This is a genomic window from Flavobacterium akiainvivens, assembly GCF_001278115.1.
Taxonomy (GTDB): Bacteria; Bacteroidota; Bacteroidia; order Flavobacteriales; family Flavobacteriaceae; genus Flavobacterium; species Flavobacterium akiainvivens.
In genome coordinates, this window is the sequence record NZ_LIYD01000005.1 from 747,479 (window position 1) to 772,549 (window position 25,071).

Below are 25,071 nucleotides of genomic sequence, written 5' to 3' on the forward strand. Positions count from 1 at the left end.
TTTTTGTGATAATATAAAAGTAGGGGTACTAAAAACATGTAAATTTTTTAGTACCCCTACAAATGTTATACAATTTGAAAAAAGATTTTTTTAAGCAATAAAAACACACGTTAACCTACTGTTAACAGTGTTTAGCAACATTTTAAATATGTTAAAAATACAGTAACGAAAACCTTGTAAATAAGGTAATGTTGTGGTAATGTATAGGTATTTTTAAACAGTGTTGTGGTTTATTAAACCGACAGGATATACTCAACAAGGCCTAATTCATGTGGTAAATCCATTTTTTTGCGCAAACGATATCGTTTTATTTCAACGCTTCTTACAGATATGTTAAGCAAAGGTGCAATTTCTTTACTTGAAAGGTTAAGCCTGAGGTATGCACACAAGCGTAAATCGTTAGGTGTAAGTGCTGCATGAGCCTTCTTTATTTTCTTTAAAAAGTCTTTATCAGCATTATTAAATGCTTCCTTAAACATATCCCAGGTATCGTTTTCATTTATGTTTTTATTTATTGTCGTTATAACCGATTTTATACTTCTATCGCCAATCTCAGTACTCTTTTTAAGATCGTCCTTAATCATTGATAGCAGTTCATTCTTTTTAATAAGGTTCATTGTAGAAGCAGCCAGTTCACGATTCTTATTCTCAAAATCCTGCTGTAGCTGCTCATTTTTTACACGCATTAATTCCTGTTCATTTTCAAGTTCCTTAATCTCAAGAAGCCTGTTGTTTTCTTCTATAAGCTTTTCACGTTGATTGTGGTAATAGTTCTTGTAGGCTCGGTTAATCATGTAAGCCGCTATAAGTGCTATAAATAGATAAATAATTAAAGCAAATGTAGTTGCATACCAGGGTTTTAAAATAGTAAACCTATATTCTGCAACATTTTCAGATAATGAGTTGCCTGTTTTGGCCCTTACTTTAAAGATGTATTCTCCCGGAGGCAGGTTTTTAAAATTCACTAACGGCTTTGTAGCCCATTCACTCCACTCATCCTGCATTCCTTCAAGTTTGTACTGAAATTCAGAATTGACATACTTGTTGTATTCCGGAACAGTAAAGCTGAATGTGATATTATTTTGAGTATATTTAAAGCTGCCTTCGCCTTTAATATTGGTTGAAACGGGTTGTCTGTTTAGCTCATTAATAGCGATATCTGAAATAAATACATTGTATTGCTTAGAGTCTAACTCATTAAGGTTTATAGTGTAATATCCATCTGTAGTGCCTATTAAGTATGTATTAACCGTAATTTGAGTTATGTTTTCATACCCTGCCATTGAATTGGTTAACGTACTGGGAATGGGAATAACATTGTGCTTTAATTCTGAATTGAGCTTGCCTGAAGTAAAGTAATTAATATAGTTCTTAGTAAAAAACCACAACCTTCCACTATTGTCTGCTATAATTTTGCCCGATGTATACTCATCATTAGCAAAAGGTTTAGAAAGTTTTTCCTGTTTTATAAATTGTTTTGTTTTTGTATTCAGCTTATAGATACCTTCCTTGTAGGCATAGTATATTTCGCCATTAAAGGTAGAGAGGCTTGCATTTTTCCCTTTTTTAGGCGTTTTGTAGGCGTAAAAACCTGATGCCTTCGTAAAATTATTATCTACCGTTATCCTGAATATGCCTTTATACTCATGGCTTATATAAACATCACTACCGTTTATGGCAAAAAACCTGCTGGAATAATCAAATCCATCTATCCGGTTGCGGAGTTTCCATCCTGCAGGTGTTTTTTCGAGAACTGTAAAACCCAGATAATTACCTTGCAGAAGTAGATTTGGCTTACCCTGAATTTTTTCAAATTTCCATGTGCCAATGCCCGAAAATATTTGTGTTGCAGATGTACCATTAATCAAATAGGTACCATAGTCATGGCCGCAAAAAAGAGTATTATCATATATAAATAAAGACCATACCTGTCCTTTAGTGCCTGCTACAAATTTAAAATCACTGTCAGAATTATAAGGCTTACAAAACAGTCCCTGATTTGTGCCAATATAAATAACATCATTATAAAGTACTGATGCATATACCGTTCCTAAAAAACCGGTATCATCTACATAGCTGTGTACTGCACTTTGCATATTTATGCAGTTTATACCGTTATCAAGCCCTATCCACAGGTTATTGTCGCGGTCTTCAAACAATGAAAGGGCTGTATTGTTACTTAAACCTTTATTTTGGGTAATATGATATTTTATAGCACCTGAAGACGAGAGTATATAAATACCATTAGAAACAGTGCCTAATGCAAAGCTGCCGTCGCTTAGCCTTTGGCTGCTGTATATACTACTGTTTTTAAGCTGTTCATCTGCGGCTATATTCCATTTTGTAATCTCACCATTTTTATAAATGTAAAAGCCGTCATATTGCATTTGTATTAGCAGGCCATCATCAATGCCAAAAATATTTACAATTTTACTGTTTGCAAAAATGGGAGCATTACTTAAAAGTTTACTTTTCCCATTTTCTATTTCAAATAAGCCGGAACTAAATGTTTGATATAATATACTGTTGTTAACGGCAAAAACCTTATTCATGCCTGTATCTGAAGCAATTATGTTAAATGCTTGTGTTTTACAATCATAAATAAATATTTGTGTAAGCGATTGAAATATAACCCAGTGGTCAAGATGTTTAATATTCCAAAACTGTTCGTCGTCAATAATTTTTGACTTTATCTTATCTGAAAGTGAGAAGTATTTAAGGCTTCCGTTTTCCTGGCGGGTCCAGTAGCCAAACTCCATATAGGAGCCGGTATAAATCCTGTCCCCCACAGCCCTTACAGAGCGTAAAATTGTTTCGTTAGGGGTAGGGTATAACTTCCAGCTGGTGCCGTTATATTCTAACAGCCCCGAATTGTTAGCAAAGTATATATAACCGTTTTTATCCTGGCTTATCATCCAGTTTTGATTACCCGCATTATACACAGAAGTAGGATACTGCAAAATAGGAGGGAGATCCTGGGCAAAAGTGCTTATTGCAAATAGCAAAAAAAAGAGTAACTTTTTTTTCAAAATGATACTATTGGTTGGTTATAATTACGAATATACAAGAAAAGTTGTTATAAAAAAACCGCCCCGCACAGGCGGGGCGGCTAACTATCAACATGAAATTTGGAATAAAACTTACTGTTTTATAATGCGCTGAGATGTTTGTTTTCCTTTAGCGGATGTGTTTACAATATAAACACCGGCATTTAGGTTAGAAACGTTTACAGATACATTATTTTGTGCTGGCTTGGCAGTGTATATTAACTGGCCGATAAGGTTATAAATTTCTACTGTATCTATAGCATTTTCGTTGGTAATGTTTAGTACATCACTTACCGGATTTGGATATACAGTAGTAATAAATTTATTAAAAGCAGGTGCATTAGCAGTAGTGCTTGTAACTACAGTAAAACCATTTGCTTCTTCAGTACCGTTAGCCGGATTTTGGTTAAGCCCGGTAACTGAAACACCATATTGTACAATAAGTCCTGCCGTTATGGTAAATCCTTCAGTAGAAAGCGACCAGTCCTGACCAGGCACAAGATCTGCTGAAGCATGAAAATCAAGAGACCAGTTATTACCAGGATTAAGGATTTTTATAAAGGCAACGTCTTCAAAATCATCTGTAAGGGTAGAGCTAACTGTTTTACCTGTAAATATAAGGGTTTGCGCAGCAAGGTCAGTCCTTTCCACAAAAGTATTGCCTTCAAAAATTTTGTTTCCGTTTCCATTTCCGTCTGCCCAATAGGTATCAGCGGGATTATATGTATTGTAATTGGGATAAATGCTTATGGTATTATCTGCAGGGTTTAGCACACTTTTTAAAGCATCAAAAGTCCATGAATTTCCTGCTACATAGGTTAATTCTGTACCAGCTTCAAAGTTGCCGTTGTTTTCAAACCAGTTAGCAAAAGGTTTCCAAAGGTTTTCTGTATCAAGGTTTTCAATGGTTACGTTTACTGTTCCCGGTGTAGGCTCAACCGGTTCTTCCGGGGTAATAGGGTTTTCGCCCGGAGGGGCATTAGTTACAACAGTAAAACCGGTAGCGGCTTCATTAGCAGGGTTACCATTAAGGCCAAGCATTGAGAAACCATACTGAACATAACGTCCGGGGCCTATTTCAAAATCACCTGTAGAAAGCGTAAAATCCTCTCCCGGCGTAAGCGGAACGGTAATCATTACTTCTGTAGCCCAGTTAGCAGCCGGATTGAGTATTTTTATAAAAGCGGTATCATGATAACTTGCTATTAAGGTCGAGCTGTTAGTATGTCCTGAAAAAACAAGTTGCTCGCCCTCCATATCGGTACGCTCTACAAAGGTAAGGCCTTCAAAAATTTTGTTTCCATTACCATTTCCGTCAGACCAATAAGCATCTGCAGCATTATAAAGTGTGTAATTAGGGTATAGCGCTATAGTGCCTTCGCCTGTATTAAAAACACTTTTAAGTTCATCAAATGTTACCCACTGGTCGCCAAATTCATATGCTAAATTGGTTCCTGCTTCAAATGCACCATTGTTTAAGAATACGTTTCTATACGACCTCCATTTTTCATTATCTGCAGTAGCATCAAAATTATTTACCGTTACAAACACCTGCGCATGGGTATTAGCTGCAAAAAGCGATATGCCCAGCAAAGCAGTTGTTTTAAAGATATTGTTTTTAAGTAATTGTTTTACTTTCATATAAATTAGGAATTAAGGTTATGATGTAAAAATATACATTCAACGAAAACGATGTAATTTTTACTACCTATATAGAAACTATACATGGTAAAGCAATTAGAATACAATAATGAATAGTAGCCAAACCCCTTATAAATATTAACTTTTTGATTAAGCCTTTAACTATATCGTTTTCGGGTTTATTATACTTTTGTATAGGTAATGTATAGTTGATTTATATCTGATTTGCTTTTTGTTGTAGGTTTGCGAATACCCATACAATTATGTAAATCGAACTTTAATGGTATAAAAAATAATTTTGCTTTATAATTTATGTAAAATAGTTATTAATCATAATTACTTGTTAAGAGTGTTGTATATACCTATATTAATCTTTTAACTATTAATTAGTATTATTAAGGCAATATCCTTGTGCAATAGTTATTTATGAATTTTATATGGAAGATTGTTTTGTTAAACATCTTCTAATTAAGTTTTTATTAATTTTTCATTAAGAAAGCTCGGGGTAGTTTTGGCTCAACTAACATAAAAATTTGAGAAATGAAAAAGATTCATTTATTGGCCGGTGCATTATTACTATCAGGTGCCCTTTTTACAGCATGTAGTGATGATGACGACGCACCAAATGCAACAACTATTGAAGGTACTTATGAACTTGAAGAGGTTAATACTGCCGAAGCTACCGATTTTGATATGGACGGTGATTCGCATATTGACCAGACAGAAGAGTCTAACTGCTATGATTCCGGCAGGATTACAATTAATAGCGATAACACATTTACTTATGTGCATACTGCTATATTAATTGATGAAGCAACTGGGCAGGCCGGTTGTGCCAATCCTGTAACACTTTCGGGAACCTGGGAGGCAGAGGGAACCGGTACAGATGCTATTCTTACATTAACGTATGAAGATGAGACGGGAGATAATGCTACTGCATTTGTAACAAAACAGGGAAATAAGATTACTTGGGAAAATGACAATATTCTTTCAAGGTATCCTGACAGGGATGCTGAAGGCGGGGCAATATATACTCCCGGCAGCATAAACTATGTTTATGAAAAATAATTCAGTATGTAAAGAAAAAGGGATGCTTTAGCATCCCTTTTTTTATATTATTTCGGCACTTAGACCGGCTTCGAGCAGTTGTGTACATTGAGGCTTCAACTCGCTAAGTTCGCCGGTTTTAACAGTGCATTTGCCTTTATAATGCACAATTATAGAGCATTGTTCTGCCTGTTCGGCGGTATGCCTGCATACACGGATAAGCGTATCAATAACGTGGTCAAATGTGTTTACATCATCATTATACAAAACAATCTCGTTATTGTTGCCTACCTGTTCTTCAACCAGTACTTCTTCAAGTACTTTTTCCCTTGTGCTCATTATCAAAACTTTAAAATGCTAATTTACATATTTTAGGGCAACCCAGTTGTTTTTCTGGTGCTTTTTTTCCAGTTTAAGGCCCTTCTCGGTACATGATTCATCTATATATGGAATATCTTCTTCATAAAAACCGCTCAATAATAATATGCCCTTTTCGTTAAGACAATCTACATATTGCTGCATATCATTAAGCAGTATGTTACGGTTTATGTTAGCAATAATAACATCATATTTTCTGCCGGTAAGCAATGCTGCATCTCCTTCTTCAACAGTAATGTTATGGCAATTGTTGCGTTCGGCATTTTCAATAGAATTAAGGTAGCACCAATGGTCTATATCTATAGCATCAAGGGGTTTTGCGCCTTTCATTTCCGCTAAAATGGCAAGTATAGCTGTACCGCAGCCCATATCAAGGGTCTTTTTTCCCTCAAGTTCTGTTTCAAGAAGGTGTTTTATCATCATAAAAGTAGTTTCATGATGGCCGGTACCAAAACTCATTTTAGGCTCAATAACAATATCATACTGCACCTCTTTATATTCATGAAATGGTGCACGCACGCGGCAGGTGCCGTCAACGTCAATAGGCTCAAAATTCTTTTCCCATTCCTCATTCCAGTTTACCTGCTCAATTTCTTCTTTAGTAAAGCTTATCTTAAACTCACCTGAATTAAGTATCTGTATTTCAGATAAAATATCTTCCGTCCAAAACTGTTTCTGCACATAGGCGCTAAGGCCGGTTTCGGTTTCTTCGAAGCTCTCAAAAGCGGTTTCGCCCAGTTCGGCAATTAGTATTTCTGTGGCCGGTTCTTTAGGCTCTACAGTAAAATGATATCCAATATAAATATCTGGCATAACTTTAATTTTTTACAAAGGTAACATTGGCGTAACATTAGTCGGCAACATTTAATATTAAGTTTGCGCAAACTTTACAAGCGGTGCTTATGGCGTTATTTCCGGGTTACCTATGTTTGGTTTTTGCAGCAAAATAACAACACTATTTTTAATGAAAACAAAACTAACGTTATTTTTATTTTTTATTTCTCTGGCGCTATCAGCCCAGATTGACATTAAAAGAACCACAACAAATAACGACCTTAAACTTTCGGCCCTGCCATACTACAGTTATGGTAAAGGGTTAGGATTAACATCGCCAGACAGCCTGTTTCAGCTCAACATCCGTTTCAGGATACAAAACAGGGCAACCTACCTGCAAAATGAAGACGAAGAAGCAGCCATAGACGGACAGATAAGGCGTCTCAGGCTTCGTTTTGACGGTTATGTGGGTAACCCTCACTTTTTATATGCTTTACAGCTATCATTTGCCCCGGGTGATGTGGGTGAAATAGAAGACGGTAAAAACATAAATATTATTCGCGATGCGGTGGTTATTTACCGCCCTAACCAAAACTGGAACATTGCTTTTGGTCAAACCAAACTTCCGGGCAACCGCCAGCGTGTAAACTCTTCAGGGGCACTACAGTTAACTGACAGGAGTATTAACAATGCGCGTTTTACAATAGACAGGGATTTTGGTGTACAGGTGTACAATATGCACGAGTGGATGGACAAGTTTTCATACAACTTTAAAGGGGCCATAACCATGGGTGAGGGGCGTAACAGCACCGATGCCCCTGATAATGGCCTGGCTTATACCGGTAAAGTAGAGTTGTTTCCTTTTGGGGCTTTCAGTAAAGATGGTACTTATTTTGAAGGCGACCTTAAACGTGAGCAGCAGCCTAAATTTCTTTTGTCAGGGGCTTATCAATATAATGACAAGGCAAGGCGCACACAGGGCCAGCTGGGCGATGACCTGTTTGAAAAACGCGATATGCAGTCTATACTTTTAGACGGTATGTTTAAATACAACGGCTGGAGCCTTATGGCAGCTTATATGCAGCGTATTTCAGATAACCCGGTTACCGTAAACCCACTTGACGATACTGATATTAAATATGTGTTTACCGGCCATGGTTTTGACTACCAGGCCAGCTATCTTTTCCTTTCAGATTATGAGGTTATAGGCCGTTTTTCTACACAAAAAGTAGATAATGATATACGTGCTTTTGCACCAAATACCAACCAATATACAATAGGTTTAACCAAGTATGTTTGGGAGCACGCCTTTAAAGCACAGATGGAGTTTACCCTTGATGACCTTAACTATTTAGACGGGTCTACTAAACAAAACTGGTACCTGCGCTTTCAGGTGGAAATGGGTATCTAAAAATATATTTTTCTTACATCACAACAAGAATAATAGTACTTTCGTTATTGCTGAAAATCACCAGCCTGTAATGAAAAAACTATTATTCTTTTTGTGTTTTTGTACACTTCTTTCCTGTAAAAAAGAGTACAAAACAGAGCGGTCTTTCTGCTACTGGAAGACTACTTTCCAATCTTATAACTTTAACCAGCAATTAGCCGATTCGCTGGGCGTAGGCCATATGTATATGCGTTTGTTTGACGTGGGGTGGAACCCTTTTGAAAAAAAACCTGCACCCATGGCAACCCTTTGGGATTTTTCAGATGAACATAACAAAATGCATATTACCCCAAGTATTTATATTAATAATGATGCTATAGTAAACAGCAGCCGCGAGCAACTAAGGGAATTGGCTGCAAATATTAATAAGCGCACTATTGCAATATTATCTAAAACTGAAGAGAAAACGGTATTATGGTCAGCCGCGGCAAAAAGGAGGGATAGTACCTATACGGGTAACAAAGATTCCCTTAAGATTAAGGAAACGGCCAATTTTAAAAGCCGTATTAAAGAAATACTTATTGACTGCGACTGGACGCAAAAAAGCCGCGATAACTACTTTTTCCTGCTTTCTGAAATTAAAAGGCAATTCCCAAATTATAAAATTGCAGCAACCATAAGGCTGTGGCAATACCGCGATTTTAAAAAGGCGGGGGTACCACCTGTAGATAATGGCCTGTTAATGTGCTATAATATGGATAGCCCCACAAACCATAAAACAGGTAATTCTATAGGTTCATCTAAAACATTAAAGCAGTATATTACCCATAATGATTATCCGCTTAAGCTTAATGTGGCACTGCCTATATTTAACTGGCAATTAGTATTTAGGGGAGGTGAATTTAAAGGTATCCTGACAGATGATTTGCTCTCACTGCGTGGTACAGATTATAAAAAACTTGCCGAAAACCGGTATATGCTTACAAATGATATTACTATTGGCCAAACTTATTTCCGTAATGGCGATGAAGTGAGAGTTGAAAAAGTAAGCGATGCAGAATTGCGCCAAATGATTGATATTATTAAAGATAATATAGATTTAGAAAATTCAAGGGTTACGTTTTTTTCGTGGGATGAAAATTTTATTAATGATTATGGCACCAAAAACATTGAAGCCTATTACAGGCTGTTTAGCAATTAGCATAGCATTTCTTTACTCAGTTAGCGTTGCGGCATGTGGCTGGGGCGATACCGACGAAACCCTGCGCCTGGCCTTTTTTAGGGCAGAGGCACCGGGAATGGCCAAGTTTAGCCCGTTTTATTATTCTGACCATTATTTTAATCAGTATGAAATATACAGCACGGCAGACCGCTGGCGCAATTGCAGGGAATGGCAGCAAAAACTTGGTGATGCAGTTGTATTAGAACATATATATGAGCTTCAGTATAATACAGTACCCGAAAGGTTTCAGCTTGCTTACCAGTCAGGCACATTAAAAACAGAATTTAAAGGTAATACCTTTATAAAAGCACTTCTTTTGCCCAAAAATAAAGGGCTGCTTGAGTATTTTGAGTTTGCTAAGCAGATGGAGTATTTTCAAAACCCGCATAACTCTAAATGGGAATCGTGGGATGACAGCGGCGAAGAAAGGTATTGGGACAGGGAGCAGGATTTTGCAGAACAGGGGCAAAAGTCAGCTGCCACCATCCTTGCGCAGGTTGCTAAAAAACTACCGCAGGTAAAAGATGCTTTTTTACAGCAGCGCTATGCGTTTATGCTCATTCGATATGGCGAAACGGCTAAAGTGCCGGCGTTATACGACCGTTATTTTACTAATAGCAACACCATACTGCAAAACTGGGCATTGCTGTTTAAGGCGTATGCTACACAAGATAAAGCCGAACAAAATTACTACCTGAGCCGGGTTTTTGACCTGTGCGAAGAAAAGGTAATTGCCGTAATGCAGTGGTTTAACATTAATGAAACAGAGCGCACACTGGCCTATACCAAAAACGACCACGAAAAGGCTGTAATACTTCCCATAGCCGCCATGCGCAACCCCGGCAGGGCGCTTGACCAGATTGAGCGTATAAACAGGCTGTGGCCACAAAGTGTATATGTAAATATGCTGGTAGGGCGCGAAATAAATAAGCTGGAAGACTGGATATTTAGCCCGAAGATGCTCACTTCCGGGCCTGATATATATTCTGAATATGTGTATGAAAAGGAATATGCAAGGGCGCGCAGGCAAAACCTTAAAAACGACCTGGCTTATCTCGCCAGGCTAAAAGGGTTTGTTAAAAATGTATATCCGCAAACACAGTCTGCAACAAAAGATTACCTGCTGTCGTGCCTGTCGCACCTTAGCTTTATGGACGACAGTATTGCCGATGGTTACAGGTATGCAAATGCTATTAGTAATAATGCACCGGCTTCGGTTAAGGTACAAAAGTCTGTTGAGCTGGCACTTGTAGCGGCCAAACAGGGTAAATTAAGCGATGTGGCCGTACAGCAGAAGCTCTATGAAGCAATACAGCAACTTTGGGCAAACACCGAGGCAGACGAGGCAAAGAGCCTGTACACATTCTTAAAGGTATTAAGCTCAGAATATAACAAAGCAGGCGATATGGCTACCGCAGGGCTGCTCTTTTTGAAGGCTGACAATTATAAATACTACTATGGCTATTATAGCGATGGCCTTTCAGTTGAAAATCAACCGGCTAACTATTCGCACATAGCTTATTTTGACCGCCTTGCTACCCTAAAAGATATTGATAACCTGGTAGACATTATCAGTGACAAAAACAAGAGTCCTTTCTATACATTTATCAGTAATGGAGTTACGACTGATGTTAATTTTTATCTTGACCTGAAAGGTACTATTGCCTTCAGACAGAATAAATTGAAAGAAGCCTTTGAAATTTTCAAAGCCATTCCTAAATCATATTATAAAGAACAAGACCCTTATTCTGGGTATTATACGTCAGACCCTTACTATCCGTCTGTGCTTGATTATGCCCTTACCGAAGTCGAGCGCAAAGTAGTATATGATTTTGATAAGGCCGAATTTGTAAAACAACTTATTGGCCTTCAGGAGAAAACAGACGCAGAAAGCTACCTTAAGCTTGGGCACGCTTATTACAATCTGAGTTATGCCGGTAGCTATTGGAAAATGATTAGCTATTATCAGGGTTATATGTACTATGATGCTTATTTTGGCCACATGGCTAAGCTTAAAGAAACATTCCAGAGTGGCAATTATGCTAACTTAACGCTTGCAAAGTACTGGTATAATAAGGCTTACAAAAAGGCTAAAAACAAGGAACAGAAGGCTATGGCCGCGCTTATGCTGCACGTGTGTACAAAACACAGCAACTTTTCATTCCATCGCCATTGGTGGGATAATAAGCCACGCAATTTGTCGTCCGATAAATGGGTGGGGGCATTCTACAGTACGTATAAGAAAACCGGCACATTTAAAAAATTCAGCTGTCCGGAGATGGAAATGTACCTTAAATAAATTTTTGGAAGCATATTTTAATAAATTTGCACTATATCTTTAAAAAATATGTTACACGCTGCAGAAACATCGGTAAAAAGTGAACTTGAACAATATTTCAGCAAGTTCAGGCAAAACATCATAGGCATAGGGCAGGAGTTTGAGTCGCCTTATGGCTTAAAAGAAATGGTGTATACCGACTGGACTGCCAGCGGCCGCCTTTACAGGCCTATTGAGGAGAAACTGATTGAAGAATTTGGCCCGTTTGTAGCCAATACCCACACCGAAACAACGGTTAGCGGCACCGCTATGACCAATGCCTATCATGAAGCACGCCATATTATTAAGCACCATGTAAATGCAGGGCCTGATGATGTGCTAATTAACTCAGGTACAGGTATGACGGGCGTTGTAAATAAACTACAGCGCATACTTGGGCTTAAGGTTCCTGAAAATTTAAGGCCGCATACAACCGTGCCCGATGAAAAAAGGCCGGTGGTATTTGTTACCCACATGGAGCACCACAGCAACCAGACATCCTGGCTGGAAACCATTGCAAATGTGGTGGTTATACCTGCCTGCCCGCAAGGTTTGGTATGCCTGGACAGCTTTAAAGAGCTTTTAGAACAATATAAAGATGTAACCCTTAAAATAGCTTCAATAACGGCATGCAGTAATGTTACAGGTATTAAAACACCTTATTATGAGGTAGCTAAGCTCATCCACCAGTACAACGGTGTGTGTTTTGTAGACTTTGCCTGTAGCGCTCCTTATGTACATATAGATATGCATCCGGCTGATGAAGAAGCCTACCTTGACGCTATTTTCTTCTCTCCGCACAAGTTTTTGGGAGGCCCCGGAACTTCCGGAGTGCTGATTTTCAATAAGAAACTGTACAAAAACATGGTGCCCGACCATCCGGGTGGGGGTACAGTAAGCTGGACAAACCCATGGGGCGAGCACAAATATCTTGATAATATTGAGGAGCGTGAGGATGGCGGTACGCCCGGTTTCCTCCAGGTTATAAAAACAGCGCTTTCTGTAAGGCTTAAAGAACAGATGGGCGTTGAAAACATCCTGAAGCGCGAGAAGGAAATCACTGATTATGTGTTTGATAGTCTGGGTAACGTTCCTAACCTTAATATACTTGCACCGCAGCACACAAACAGGCTTGGGGTAATCTCTTTTTATGTAGACGGCCTGCACTACAATCTTGGCGTTAAGCTGCTTAACGACCGTTTTGGCATACAAACCCGTGGCGGATGCAGTTGTGCCGGTACTTACGGCCACTACCTGCTGCATGTAGACCAGGAACAGTCTAACTACCTGACCGATAAGATAACAGCAGGCGACCTCATTCAAAAACCGGGGTGGATAAGGATGTCTATACACCCAACCACTACAAATGCAGAGATTCAGTATGTGTGTGAAAGTATAAAGGCGTTAGCCGAAGGCTTTGAAGAATGGGCTAATGATTATAATTATAACCGCGGCAATAACGAGTTCACCCATAAATCGGCTGAGAATCCTATAGAGGTAAAAAGCTGGTTTACACTATAATACGGGGTCGTTTTTGCGGTGCTTAAAGCGGTTGTGGGTCCACAGATAGTATTGTGGAGCCTGCTTTATCTGCTCTTCAAGCATTAGCATAAAACGGTCGGTTACCTCGAAGTTAGGGATTGCCTTTAAATCGCCCTCAACGGGTATAAAGGTACATTGATAGTAGCCACGCTTAACCTTTTCTATACGGGCATACGCCATATTAAGTCCTATTTTTTTGGAAAGCATCTCTCCGCCTACGTGTACAGGTACTTCCATGCCAAAGAATGTACACCAGTGTGCCTCAGTATTTAAACGGGGCGACTGGTCGGTAATAAAGCCGTAGGCGCCTTGTTTGCCGTTGCGTATGTTTTGCCTCATTTGTGGTATAACTTGCCTCATACCAATAAGTTCGGCACCAAACTTTCCGCGTATTTTTCGCACCAGGCGGTCAAAATACTTGTTTTTTATAGGCTTGTAAATACCAAAGCCCACCTGTTTTTTTAGATATTTGTGCATTAAAAGTAACCACTCATAGCTGGCATAGTGGCCTATCAGTACAACAGTACTTTTACCGGTTTCTTCCAATTCATGGATTACTTCAAAATTGGTAAAAACAAAACGTTTTTTTATTTCTTTATCGCTGATATTTAATGTTTTAACCATTTCTACAAAACTATCGCAAAAATGGTGGTAAAACTGTTTTTCAACCTTCTTTTTCTCTTGGGCAGAAAGATGTGGCAGGCAAAGTTCGAAGTTTTTCCTGACTATTTTTTTTCTGTAACCCACTATGTAATAGATTAATACATAAACAAAGTCAGATAATATGTAGAGCACCCTGAATGGCAGTAGCGAGATAAGCCAGATAAAAGGATAGGCCAGTACGTATGCTAAAAATTGCATTAATGATAATTTTTAGCAAAGATAATGCTAATTATAATATGTAAATATATGCTAACACAGGCATTTTGCGTTAGATTTGCAATGCAAAATCATACTATGGCTACAGATATTTATTCAATTGTTTTATTTATCCTTATAGGAATCAACGTGTTAGTGAGCTACAAGGGGTTTAACGACCAGCTGTTTTTCAGGAAATACGATTTTCACATAGGCAGCATAAGGGCAGGGGAGCAGTACCGGATGTTTACAAGTGCATTTCTGCATGCTGATATTATGCACCTCATATTCAACATGCTAACCCTGTATTTCTTTGCACCAGTGGTTATGGTATTGATGGGAATACCTTCATTTATAGCTGTTTATGCTTTAAGTCTGTTGGCGGGCAACCTGCTTACATTTGCCTTCCATAAAAACGACTACTGGTACCGTGCCATAGGGGCTTCAGGGGCGGTTACGGGGGTGTTGTATGCTTCTATTTTGCTGGAACCCAATATGGAACTCGGGCTGTACTTTGTTATCCCCGTACCGGCTTACCTGTTTGGTATAGGCTATTTGCTGTATTCCATCTATGGTATGAAGGCCAAGAACGACAACATAGGCCACGTGGCTCACTTTGGCGGTGCAATAGGCGGATTTGCCTTTACGCTTATAAAAAGGCCTGATATGTTTTATAATAACACGTTGATGGTCATACTATTGGCTATACCCATTGTGATTTTGTTTGTACTTGCCCGTATGAAAAAGCTATAATTGGCACGCATTTTGAATTTCCTACAGTAAAAACAACAAAAATTGAATATTATGAAAAAATTAGCCCTTGTATTTGCCCTGTTTGCAACAATGTTTGCTACTGCTCAGGTGCAGCAAAACCCTCAGCCTCAGATTAATGTAAACGGCGAAGGTAAAATTATGGTAACGCCAGACCAGGCCGATATTATTGTAGGAGTAACCAACACCGGTGCTGATGCCGCCGACGTTAAGAAAGCCAATGATGCGGCCATAGACGCCATATTAAAGTTTTTGAAGAACCAGAAGCTGCAACCGGCTGACTACCAAACTCAAAGGGTAAACCTTAACCGCAATTATGATTACAACAAAAAGAAATACAGCTATGTGGCTTCGCAGTCTATAGTGATACACCTCAAGGACTTAGCTAAGTATGACACCCTTATGATGGGCCTTACTGATGCCGGTGTTAATACCATTGAGGGTGTTACCTTTAAAACCAGCAAACAGGCTGATTATGAGAGCGAAGCGCGTATAAAAGCCGTTGCCGATGCTAAGAAAAAGGCAACCGACTATGCCACAGCGCTTAATCAAAAGGTAGGCAAGGCTATTACCGTGACTGACAATACACAAGTGCTTTATCCACAGGTATATAGGATGGAAATGAAAGCAGCTATGGCTGACAGCGCCCCGCAGGAAACTCTTGCCATTGGCGAAATTACCATCACTGCAAATGTCAACATTGCTTTTGATTTGTATTAATTTTCTGTAAAAATATACTACAGCCCCGGAATTTTTTCGGGGTTTTTTATTTGCAGTATTTTCTTATTTTTTAACACATTTTAACGCTAATTTTTCACTTTTGGAGTTTGGATTTACGGTGTGAAACAAATTTGTATTTTTGTGGTTTAATTTTATAACGGCAGTTAAAATTTAAATGATGATTTTTGTACCTTGGTTTGGCCTTGCCAAAAAATGTACATTCCATTTTTAAATGCGTTGGGGTATGGGGTTAGAAATAGAAAATGAATTACGTAAAATTTGGGACAGGATACCTACCGAGCCCAATGTTGTAAACAAGCAGTTTGATATAAACTCGTGCAAGGCGTTGCTCGACCTGTTTCATGTGGGCAAATACTACTACATGGTGCTCAACGTGCGCACCTCTACCTACGAATTTGTAAGCCCCGAAGTGGAAGAGGTGCTGGGTTACCCGGCTGGCGAGCTTGATTTTTTTACATTCCTTAACCTTTTACATCCTGTAGATAAGGCCAACCTGCTTAACTATGAAACCGCTACCGAGAAATTCTTTCAGTCGGTACCGCCCGAAAAGCTCTTTAAATACAAGGTACAGTACGATTTCAGGCTGCGCAGGGCAGATGGCCATTATGTGCGCATCCTTAACCAAATGAACATTATACAGCACGACAACCAAAACGTGCGCACCTTTCTTGTAAATACCGATATAAGCCACCTTAAGCATGACGATACACCCCGTATGTCTATCATAGGGCTCGATGGCGAACCTTCTTATTACAATATCGACTTCGAAAATATTTTTAAGCCCACCCAACAGGTCTTTACCCGCCGCGAGAAAGACATACTCAAGGCAATGGCATCGGGGCTTAAAAGCCAGGAAATTAGCGATGCCCTGCACATAAGCAAGCTAACGGTAGACTCTCACCGCAAAAACATACTGCGCAAAACCAATGCCCGTTCGGCAAGCGAGGTTATTCGTATAGCCTATGATAACGGCTGGATATAGCTACCTGCACAGGGGTAGTTTTTGTTTAAATTTATTAGTTGTCTGAAATACAAATAACTATGTTCATAAAGGTGCTTATAATCTTGATAGTTGTGTTAAACAGTTTAATATAAAAATGAAAAAGGCCCGCAAAACACTGTTTTGCAGGCCCTTCCTTCAATAACCTAAGTAACAAAAAATAACGTTATTATTGTTCTTCCGGCTTGGTTGAAGATTTTTTGGCGGTTTGAGTATCTACAGAGCCGGTATTAGTGCCTTTGTCCTTTTGGCCCTCTGTTTTTTGCTTAACGGGTTCATACCGTTCTTTTTCATCTTTTTTGCGTTCGGCCACAGCCATTTGCGCATCTTTAGCAACCTGCTGTTCGGTTACCACGGGCGGCTGTTGGTCGGCTTTTTGGTTTTCCTGCTGCGCATAAGCGTGCAGGCTAAAAGCTAAAACGGGTACGGCAATGTAAAATGTTGTTTTCATAATCCCCCATTGTTACATTTGTAAAGTTAGGCAATTGGTGTGCGCCGGCACCCTTTAAAATGCTGATTAACCTATGTTTAACGCATATTACAAAAACCCGTTAAACAACCCTACACGGTAAGTTAAAAACAAACGGGGTTGGCTTACTTCGCGGGCTTTTAGTATCTTTGTTAAAAATTTAGCCATAGTGAGCCAAATCAACAAGCTTAAAATACTTAACGACCCTATTTATGGGTTTATCTCAATAACCAACCCCCTTGTTTACGACCTTATTCAACACCCTTATTTTCAAAGGTTAAGGCGCATATCTCAAATGGGCATGTCTTACCTGGTATATCCCGGGGCGCACCACACCCGTTTTCACCATGCGCTGGGCTGTATGCACCTTATGCAAAAAACGGTGGCCGTACTGCGCTCTAAAGACGTAGCCATAAGCGATGACGAAGAAAACGCCCTGTGCATAGCCATACTGCTGCACGATATAGGCCACGGCCCGTTTAGCCACGCTATGGAGCACAGCATTGTAGAGGGCATAAGCCATGAGCACATATCGCTTATGTTTATGGACGAGCTAAATAAGGAGTTTGGCGGCAGGCTTTCGCTTGCCATAAGTATTTTTAAGGGGGAGTACCACCGCAAGTTTATGCTGCAGCTTATATCAAGCCAGATGGATATGGACCGTATGGACTACCTGAAGCGCGACAGCTTTTACAGCGGCGTGGCAGAGGGCAACATTAACAGCGAGCGCCTAATCCAGATGCTAAACGTGCAGGATGATACCCTGGTGGTTGAAGAAAAAGGTATTTACAGCGTAGAAAAGTTTATTGTGGCACGCAGGCTTATGTACTGGCAGGCTTACCTGCACAAAACCAGTGTAGCGGCAGAACTGGTGCTTACCAAAATACTTAAACGCGCCAAAGAGCTTACGCACAGCGGTGTGTACTTAACAGCCAGCGAACCGCTAAGGCACTTCTTGGTACACCGCATAGGCCTGGAGGATTTTACGCCGGAAGTGCTTACAAAATTCAGCTACCTTGATGATTTTGATATTATGGGCGCGGTAAAGGCGTGGCAGTTTCACGATGATTTTGTACTGCGCGAACTGAGCCGCATGATTATAAACCGCGACCTGCCTAAAATAAAACTAAGGGCAGAGAAGTTTACTAAAGATAACCTGGAAAACCTGCGCAACTACCTTATGGAACTGCACAGTATTACCGAAAAAGAGGCCAACTACTTTGTGTTTAAAGGCAAAATTAAGAACCAGGCCTATAATAAGGAGGGCGAGCCCATACATATATTAAGGAAAGACAAGTCTATTGAAGATGTAGTGGCAGCCAGCGACCAGCTTAACCTTAAGGCACTTAGCAAGCCGGTAACCAAGTACTACCTGTGCTTTCCAAAAGAGCTTTTGCAACAGGCGGCGTTTTAATTTAATTTTATATTTTTGTCAGGATGAAATTTACAGCAGAACAAATAGCAGGTATACTGGAGGGCGAAATAGTGGGCAACCCCGCTACCGAAGTACACAAGCTGGCAAAAATAGAAGAGGGTACGGAGGGGGCTATTACGTTTTTGGCCAACCCTAAATACCTTCCTTATATATATTCTACACAGGCTTCTATTACTATAGTTAACCGCACTTTTGAGCCCGAGGCCAATATTACTACCACACTTATTAAGGTAGATGATGCTTATAAGGCATTTGGCATGCTGCTGGAATATTACAACCAGGTTAAGCTTATGAAGAGCGGCATAGAGCAGCCGTCTGTAATTTCAGAAGGCGCTACCTATGGCGAAAACCTGTACCTGGGCAGTTTTTGCTACATTGGCAAAAATGTAAAAATAGGCGATAACGTAAAAATATACCCCAACAGTTTTGTGGGCGATAATGTTACCATTGGCGATAATACAATTCTTTTCGCAGGCAGCCGCGTGTACAGCGAAACGGTAATAGGCCAAAATTGTGTTATACATTCAGGCGCCATTATAGGTTCAGATGGTTTTGGCTTTGCCAAAGATGATGAAGGCGTTTACAGTAAAGTACCGCAAATAGGCAACGTTATACTGGAAGATAATGTAGAGGTAGGTGCCTGTACTACTATAGACAGGGCCACCCTGGGCAGCACACTTATTAAAAAAGGCGTTAAGCTGGATAACCAGATTCAGATTGCCCATAACGTGGTTATAGGCGAAAACACCGTTATTGCCAGCCAAACCGGCATTGCAGGCTCTACTAAAATAGGCAGCGGCTGCATTATTGGCGGGCAGGTGGGCATTGTAGGCCATCTTACTATAGGCAACAACGTGCGCATACAGGCACAAAGCGGCGTTACCAAAAGCCATGCCGATGGCGATTTCGTACAGGGTACACCGGCAATGCCATACCATGATTTCAGCAAGTCGTATGTACACTTCCGCAACCTGCCTAAAATAGTGGCCGAGCTGGAGGATCTTAAAAAAGTAACTAAATAAACAAAAGCAAATATATAATGGTTAAGCAAACCACAATCAGGAGTGAAGTTTCGTTAAAAGGCGTGGGCCTGCACACGGGTAAGGAAGTAACCATGACCTTTAAGCCTGCACCGGTAAACAACGGCTACACTTTTGTAAGGGTAGATTTAGAAGGCAAGCCGGTTATAGAAGCCGATGCCACTTATGTAGTGAACACCCAAAGGGGCACAAACCTTGAAAAAAACGGCGTTAAAATACAAACATCAGAACACGTGCTTGCTGCATTTGTGGGCTGCGATGTAGATAACGTGATTATAGAGCTTAATGCCTCTGAGCCTCCTATTATGGATGGTTCTTCTAAATTTTTTGTAGAAGCCATAGAAAGCGTGGGCGTAGAAGAGCAGGATGCAGAGCGCAAGGTGTATGTGGTTAAAGAAGTAATTTCTTATACAGATGAGGCCACCGGCAGCGAGATTATTGTTATGCCGGCAGATGAGTACCAGGTTACCACCATGGTAGATTTTGGCACTAAAGTTCTGGGCACACAAAACGCTACGCTAAAAAGCATGGGCGACTTTAAAGAAGAAATTGCCGATGCACGTACCTTTAGCTTTTTGCACGAGCTTGAAACCCTGCTGGAGCACGGCCTTATTAAAGGCGGCGACCTTAACAATGCTATTGTATATGTAGATAAGGAAATTTCTCCTGAAACTATGGACAGGCTTAAGGTGGCTTTTGGCAAAGAAAGCATATCGGTTAAGCCAAACGGCATTCTTGATAACCTTACGCTGCATTACCCTAACGAGGCTGCACGCCACAAACTGCTTGATGTAGTGGGCGACCTTGCCCTTATAGGCACCCGTATTAAAGGAAAAGTAATAGCAAATAAGCCGGGCCACTTTGTAAACACCCAGTTTGCCAAGAAAATAGCCAAGCTAATAAAAATAGAGCAGCGCAACGCCGTGCCGGTTTATGACCTGCATAAAGAGCCGCTTATGGATATCCATAAAATTATGGCTATGCTGCCGCACCGTCCGCCGTTTTTGCTGGTAGACCGCATTCTTGAAATGAGCGATAACCACGTGGTGGGCCTTAAGAACGTAACCATGAACGAAAGCTTCTTTGTAGGGCACTTCCCTGGTGCGCCGGTTATGCCGGGCGTTCTTATTGTAGAGGCTATGGCACAAACGGGCGGTATACTTATACTAAGCACCGTGCCTGATCCTGAAAACTACTTAACCTATTTTATGAAAATAGACGGTGTTAAGTTTAAGCACAAAGTACTGCCGGGCGATACCCTGGTGTTTAAGTGCGACCTTGTGTCGCCCATACGCCGCGGTATATGCCACATGCACGCCAATGCCTATGCAAACGGCAAGTTGGTGGCAGAGGCCGAACTAATGGCGCAAATTGCAAAAAATAACAACTAAGCACTAACCCAAGACAACCTTTATGAATCAACCTTTAGCATATGTGCATCCGGGTGCCAAGATTGCCAAAAATGTGGTAATCGAGCCGTTTACAACCATACACAACAATGTGGTTATAGGCGAAGGCACATGGATAGGCTCTAACGTAACCATTATGGAAGGGGCCCGCATAGGTAAAAATTGTAATATATTTCCGGGTGCGGTAATTTCTGCACCGCCGCAGGACCTTAAATACCAGGGCGAGGAAACCACCGCCGAAATTGGCGATAACACCACAATACGCGAGTGTGTTACCATTAACCGTGGCACATCCGACAGGATGAAGACCGTTATAGGCAAAAACTGCCTTATTATGGCTTATTCTCACGTGGCGCACGACTGTTTTGTGGGCAACTACTGTATTTTTAGTAATAATACCAACCTGGCAGGCCACATTACCGTGGGCGACTACGTAGTGCTTGCAGGCATGGTGGCCGTACACCAGTTTTCTACCATAGGCAACCACGCGTTTGTAACCGGTGGTTCGCTTGTGCGCAAAGACGTTCCACCTTATGTAAAGGCAGCGCGCGAGCCGCTTAGCTATGTAGGTATTAACTCGGTAGGGCTGCGCAGGCGCGGTTTTTCATCAGAAAAAATTACCGAAATACAAAACATATACCGTATACTGTACCAAAAAAATTACAACGTAAGCCAGGCCCTTGAAATAATCGAGGCTGATATGGAGGCAACACCGGAGCGTGATGAAATTATCATGTCTATCCGTAACTCTCCGCGTGGTGTTATGAAAGGCTACAGCGGCGGAAAAGAATAAATTTAAAAGGTAATTTGTCGATTTGGTAATTTTATTTAATTCGGAAAGCCAATTCCTGACAAAAAATGATTTATTGGTTGGGTTATTCGTAACCTCTAAAAACAAATAACCAAATTACCGAATCAACGAATAAACAAATAAACATAAAAAGTAAACAATTTAGATAATGGCAAGTACATCAGATATCCGTAACGGTTTGTGCATTAAGTTCAACCACGATATTTATAAAATCATCGAATTCCTTCACGTTAAGCCGGGTAAAGGCCCAGCTTTCGTTCGTACAAAACTAAAAAGCCTTACCACTGGTAAAGTGCTTGACAACACGTTTTCTGCAGGCCACAAGATAGATGACGTGCGCGTAGAAACACACAAGTTCCAGTTCCTGTACCCAGAAGGCGACCAGTTCCACTTCATGCACGCTGAAACATACGAGCAAATCACACTAAGCCGTGATATTCTTGATGCACCGGACCTGCTTAAAGAAGGTGAGAACGTAATGGTTATCATTAATGCTGAGACTGAAGCGCCACTATCTGTAGATATGCCTGCTTCTGTAGTGCTTGAAGTTACCTATGCCGAGCCGGGTGTTAAAGGCAACACAGCAACCAACGCTACCAAGCCTGCAAAGGTTGAAACAGGTGCATCGGTTAACGTACCGCTTTTCATTAACGAAGGCGATAAAATTAAAATCGACACCGCTACAGGCCAGTATCTTGAGCGTGTGAAAGAATAATTCTTCTGATTTAAAGATTTAAAGATTGAAGGATTTAAAAATTGTTCAATCTTTAAATCTTTCAATTTTTAAATTTCAAAAAATGAAATTCCCAAAGGTATATCCGCTTAAGGAAATAGCCGCACTTATAGGCGCTGAATTTGTGGGCCATGAAACCTTCCCGGTGCACGGCATGAACGAAATACACGTGGTAGAACCCGGCGATATTGTGTTTGTAGACCACCCCAAATATTATGACAAGGCATTACAATCTGCCGCTACAATAGTGCTTATTAACAAGCAGGTAGAGTGCCCGGAGGGTAAGGCGCTGCTTATTTCAGACGACCCATTCAGGGATTTCAACAAACTTACCAGGCATTTTATGCCGTTTCAACAGGCCAATGTATCTGTCGCGCCAAGCGCCAAAATAGGCGAGGGCACGGTTATACAGCCCAATACCTTTGTGGGCAATAATGTAGTTATTGGTAAAGATTGCCTTATACACAGCAATGTTGCCATTTATGACAATACCATTATAGGCAATAACGTAATTATCCACTCAGGTACCGTGCTGGGCGGCGATGCTTTTTACTACAAGAAGCGCCCTGAAGGCTTTGACCAGCTGCTAAGCGGTGGGCGTGTGGTTATTGAAGACAACGTGGGCATAGGCGCACTGTGTACAATAGATAAAGGCGTTACCGGCGATACCACCATTGGTGCAGGCTCTAAGCTTGACAACCAGGTGCACATAGGCCACGACACCGTTATTGGCAAAAAATGCCTCATTGCCAGCCAAACGGGTATTGCAGGCTGCTGCATTATAGAAGACGAAGTAACCATGTGGGGCCAGGTGGGTGTTACCAGCGGTGCTACCATAGGCACAAAAGCCGTTATACTGGCACAAACGGGCGTGGCTAAGTCACTCGCCGGCGGCAAGGTATACTTTGGCTCTCCGGCCGAAGAATCGCGCGAAAAGCTGAAAGACATGGCCTACGTAAAACGCATTCCCGAAATTCTTGCTAAACTGAAATAATATGACCCCAAAAGAGCTGGTACTTGATTATTATACACAGGATGCACTGCGCCACCCTGAGGTTATGGATAAATACATACACAGCGATTTTTTGCTGCAATGGCACAGTTCTAAAGGCTACCTCGAGGCCGATAAAAATGATGTTATGGCGCTTGCTGCCGAAATGGGTAAATCCTACACATCATCGCGCACTGAGATTATCAGCATACTGCAGGATGGCAGCCAGGTAGCCGTGCGCTACATTTACCACGTTACGGCGTTTGAAAACCCTACCGAGGAGATGGTGCTGGCACATTTTGCCGTATTTTGGGAAATTAAAGACGGGCAGCTGTACCGTGGCAGGCTTATGAGCCAGCTGGGTTAGCGCTTAAGCAGAAATTTCTTTAAAAATTGATGTACAAATAATAAAAAAGGGTTATAATATTTCAGTTAAAACCCTATTTTTGTACCACAAACTTGAAAAAACAATAAAATAAATATCATGAGTGTTTTAGTTAATAAAAATTCCAAGATAATTGTACAGGGCTTTACCGGCAGCGAAGGTACTTTCCATGCCAGCCAGATGATTGAATACGGCACTAACGTGGTAGGTGGTGTAACACCGGGCAAAGGTGGTTCAACACACTTAGACAAACCTGTTTTTAATACTGTTAAAGATGCAGTAGATGTTGCAGGTGCCGATACTTCTATCATATTTGTTCCGCCGGCATTTGCTGCTGATGCAATTATGGAAGCTGCCGATGCAGGCATTAAAGTAATCATTGCTATTACTGAAGGTATTCCTGTGGCAGATATGATTAAAGCTTATGACTATATTAAAGGCAAAGACTGCCGCCTTATAGGCCCTAACTGTCCGGGTGTTATTACTCCGGAAGAGGCTAAGGTAGGTATTATGCCGGGCTTCGTTTTCAAAAAAGGTAAAGTAGGTATTGTTTCTAAATCAGGTACCCTTACCTATGAAGCGGCAGACCAGGTTGTAAAACAAGGCCTTGGTATTACTACAGCTATTGGTATTGGTGGCGACCCAATAATTGGTACTACTACTAAAGAAGCTGTTGAACTGCTAATGAACGACCCTGAAACTGAAGCTATCATTATGATAGGTGAAATTGGTGGCCAACTTGAGGCTGACGCTGCACGTTGGGTTAAGGCAGACGGTAACCGCAAGCCTGTAATTGGCTTTATAGCCGGTGAAACTGCCCCTAAAGGCCGTACAATGGGCCACGCAGGTGCAATTGTTGGCGGTGCTGACGATACAGCTGAAGCTAAAAAACGCATCATGAGGGAAAACGGCATCCACGTGGTTGACTCTCCTGCTGAAATAGGCAAAAAAGTAAAAGAGGTTTTAGGTTAATTTTCTAAACCCTTATAAATATAAAAGCTCCGCAAATTGCGGAGCTTTTTTTATACTATAATTATTGCTGATTTTTTGTCATTCCTAACGAAACGCAG

The 25,071-nt window shown here is 40.7% G+C and carries 22 protein-coding genes; 16 read left to right on the top strand and 6 right to left on the bottom strand.

Annotated elements, in window-relative coordinates; translation table 11 throughout:
• Positions 1–233 precede the first annotated feature (233 nt).
• Positions 234–3,005: a helix-turn-helix and ligand-binding sensor domain-containing protein gene (locus AM279_RS03355; protein WP_280521867.1), complete on the bottom strand. Its 2,772-nt coding sequence runs from the start codon at positions 3,003–3,005 to the stop codon at positions 234–236.
• Positions 3,006–3,140: 135 nt separating this feature from the next.
• Positions 3,141–4,688: a T9SS type A sorting domain-containing protein gene (locus tag AM279_RS03360; RefSeq protein ID WP_054406246.1), complete on the bottom strand. Its 1,548-nt coding sequence runs from the start codon at positions 4,686–4,688 to the stop codon at positions 3,141–3,143.
• Positions 4,689–5,228: 540 nt separating this feature from the next.
• Between AM279_RS03360 and AM279_RS03365 the strand changes: the two genes are divergently transcribed.
• The gene (locus tag AM279_RS03365; RefSeq protein ID WP_054406247.1) at positions 5,229–5,756 is read left to right on the top strand and encodes a lipocalin family protein; all 528 of its coding nucleotides are present in this window, start codon (positions 5,229–5,231) and stop codon (positions 5,754–5,756) included.
• A gap of 42 nt (positions 5,757–5,798) precedes the next feature.
• Here the strand turns inward: AM279_RS03365 and AM279_RS03370 are convergent, their stop codons facing one another.
• Both AM279_RS03370 and prmA read right to left on the bottom strand, forming a co-directional pair.
• Entirely contained in the window at positions 5,799–6,074 is a 276-nt protein-coding gene (locus AM279_RS03370) for an ATP-dependent Clp protease adaptor ClpS (RefSeq protein ID WP_054406248.1), read from the bottom strand.
• A gap of 18 nt (positions 6,075–6,092) precedes the next feature.
• Complete coding sequence (gene prmA, locus AM279_RS03375; protein ID WP_054406249.1) at positions 6,093–6,926, bottom strand: 50S ribosomal protein L11 methyltransferase; 834 nt, start codon at positions 6,924–6,926, stop codon at positions 6,093–6,095.
• Positions 6,927–7,077: 151 nt separating this feature from the next.
• Here prmA and AM279_RS03380 point away from each other — a divergent pair, with 151 nt between their 5' ends.
• The 4 genes from AM279_RS03380 to AM279_RS03395 all read left to right on the top strand — a co-directional run bounded on the left by AM279_RS03380 (position 7,078) and on the right by AM279_RS03395 (position 13,337).
• Positions 7,078–8,298: a porin gene (locus AM279_RS03380; protein ID WP_054406250.1), complete on the top strand. Its 1,221-nt coding sequence runs from the start codon at positions 7,078–7,080 to the stop codon at positions 8,296–8,298.
• Positions 8,299–8,368: 70 nt separating this feature from the next.
• A complete protein-coding gene (locus tag AM279_RS03385) occupies positions 8,369–9,478 on the top strand; it encodes a hypothetical protein (protein ID WP_074961530.1) in 1,110 nt (369 codons plus the stop codon).
• The gene (locus tag AM279_RS03390; RefSeq protein ID WP_074961547.1) at positions 9,432–11,798 is read left to right on the top strand and encodes a hypothetical protein; all 2,367 of its coding nucleotides are present in this window, start codon (positions 9,432–9,434) and stop codon (positions 11,796–11,798) included. The genes AM279_RS03385 and AM279_RS03390 overlap by 47 nt, the downstream gene beginning before the upstream one ends.
• Before the next feature lie 48 nt (positions 11,799–11,846).
• Entirely contained in the window at positions 11,847–13,337 is a 1,491-nt protein-coding gene (locus tag AM279_RS03395; RefSeq protein WP_054406253.1) for an aminotransferase class V-fold PLP-dependent enzyme, read from the top strand.
• Here the strand turns inward: AM279_RS03395 and AM279_RS03400 are convergent.
• On the bottom strand, positions 13,332–14,219 hold the full coding sequence (locus tag AM279_RS03400) for a lysophospholipid acyltransferase family protein (RefSeq protein WP_054406254.1): 888 nt from the start codon (positions 14,217–14,219) through the stop codon (positions 13,332–13,334). The two genes, AM279_RS03395 and AM279_RS03400, sit on opposite strands and share 6 nt — an antisense overlap.
• Positions 14,220–14,315: 96 nt before the next feature.
• Between AM279_RS03400 and AM279_RS03405 the strand changes: the two genes are divergently transcribed.
• The 3 genes from AM279_RS03405 (at position 14,316) to AM279_RS03415 (ending at position 16,710) form a co-directional block, all read left to right on the top strand.
• Entirely contained in the window at positions 14,316–14,969 is a 654-nt protein-coding gene (locus AM279_RS03405) for a rhomboid family intramembrane serine protease (RefSeq protein WP_054406255.1), read from the top strand.
• A gap of 51 nt (positions 14,970–15,020) precedes the next feature.
• Complete coding sequence (locus AM279_RS03410; protein WP_054406256.1) at positions 15,021–15,707, top strand: SIMPL domain-containing protein; 687 nt, start codon at positions 15,021–15,023, stop codon at positions 15,705–15,707.
• Between the two features lie 244 nt (positions 15,708–15,951).
• Positions 15,952–16,710 carry a LuxR C-terminal-related transcriptional regulator gene (locus AM279_RS03415; protein ID WP_160316422.1) on the top strand — a complete coding sequence of 253 codons (759 nt, stop codon included), beginning with the start codon at positions 15,952–15,954 and terminating at the stop codon, positions 16,708–16,710.
• A 187-nt stretch (positions 16,711–16,897) separates the two neighbouring features.
• Here the strand turns inward: AM279_RS03415 and AM279_RS03420 are convergent, their stop codons facing one another.
• Positions 16,898–17,179 (bottom strand): hypothetical protein, encoded by a 282-nt coding sequence (locus tag AM279_RS03420; RefSeq protein WP_054406258.1) that lies wholly within the window; start codon positions 17,177–17,179, stop codon positions 16,898–16,900.
• A gap of 187 nt (positions 17,180–17,366) precedes the next feature.
• Between AM279_RS03420 and AM279_RS03425 the strand changes: the two genes are divergently transcribed.
• The 8 genes from AM279_RS03425 to sucD all read left to right on the top strand — a co-directional run bounded on the left by AM279_RS03425 (position 17,367) and on the right by sucD (position 24,973).
• Positions 17,367–18,611, top strand: coding sequence for an HD domain-containing protein (locus AM279_RS03425; RefSeq protein WP_054406259.1), 1,245 nt, complete (start codon positions 17,367–17,369; stop codon positions 18,609–18,611).
• A gap of 23 nt (positions 18,612–18,634) precedes the next feature.
• On the top strand, positions 18,635–19,654 hold the full coding sequence (gene lpxD, locus AM279_RS03430; RefSeq protein ID WP_054406260.1) for a UDP-3-O-(3-hydroxymyristoyl)glucosamine N-acyltransferase: 1,020 nt from the start codon (positions 18,635–18,637) through the stop codon (positions 19,652–19,654).
• Between the two features lie 17 nt (positions 19,655–19,671).
• Positions 19,672–21,063, top strand: coding sequence for a bifunctional UDP-3-O-[3-hydroxymyristoyl] N-acetylglucosamine deacetylase/3-hydroxyacyl-ACP dehydratase (locus tag AM279_RS03435; protein WP_054406261.1), 1,392 nt, complete (start codon positions 19,672–19,674; stop codon positions 21,061–21,063).
• 22 nt (positions 21,064–21,085) lie between these two features.
• Positions 21,086–21,874, top strand: coding sequence for an acyl-ACP--UDP-N-acetylglucosamine O-acyltransferase (gene lpxA, locus AM279_RS03440; RefSeq protein WP_054406262.1), 789 nt, complete (start codon positions 21,086–21,088; stop codon positions 21,872–21,874).
• A 166-nt stretch (positions 21,875–22,040) separates the two neighbouring features.
• A complete protein-coding gene (gene efp, locus AM279_RS03445; protein ID WP_054406263.1) occupies positions 22,041–22,607 on the top strand; it encodes an elongation factor P in 567 nt (188 codons plus the stop codon).
• An 82-nt stretch (positions 22,608–22,689) separates the two neighbouring features.
• On the top strand, positions 22,690–23,619 hold the full coding sequence (locus AM279_RS03450; protein WP_054406264.1) for a UDP-3-O-(3-hydroxymyristoyl)glucosamine N-acyltransferase: 930 nt from the start codon (positions 22,690–22,692) through the stop codon (positions 23,617–23,619).
• 1 nt (position 23,620) lies between these two features.
• On the top strand, positions 23,621–23,983 hold the full coding sequence (locus AM279_RS03455) for a nuclear transport factor 2 family protein (RefSeq protein ID WP_054406265.1): 363 nt from the start codon (positions 23,621–23,623) through the stop codon (positions 23,981–23,983).
• Between the two features lie 117 nt (positions 23,984–24,100).
• Entirely contained in the window at positions 24,101–24,973 is an 873-nt protein-coding gene (gene sucD, locus AM279_RS03460; RefSeq protein WP_054406266.1) for a succinate--CoA ligase subunit alpha, read from the top strand.
• The last annotated feature ends 98 nt before the right edge of the window (positions 24,974–25,071 follow it).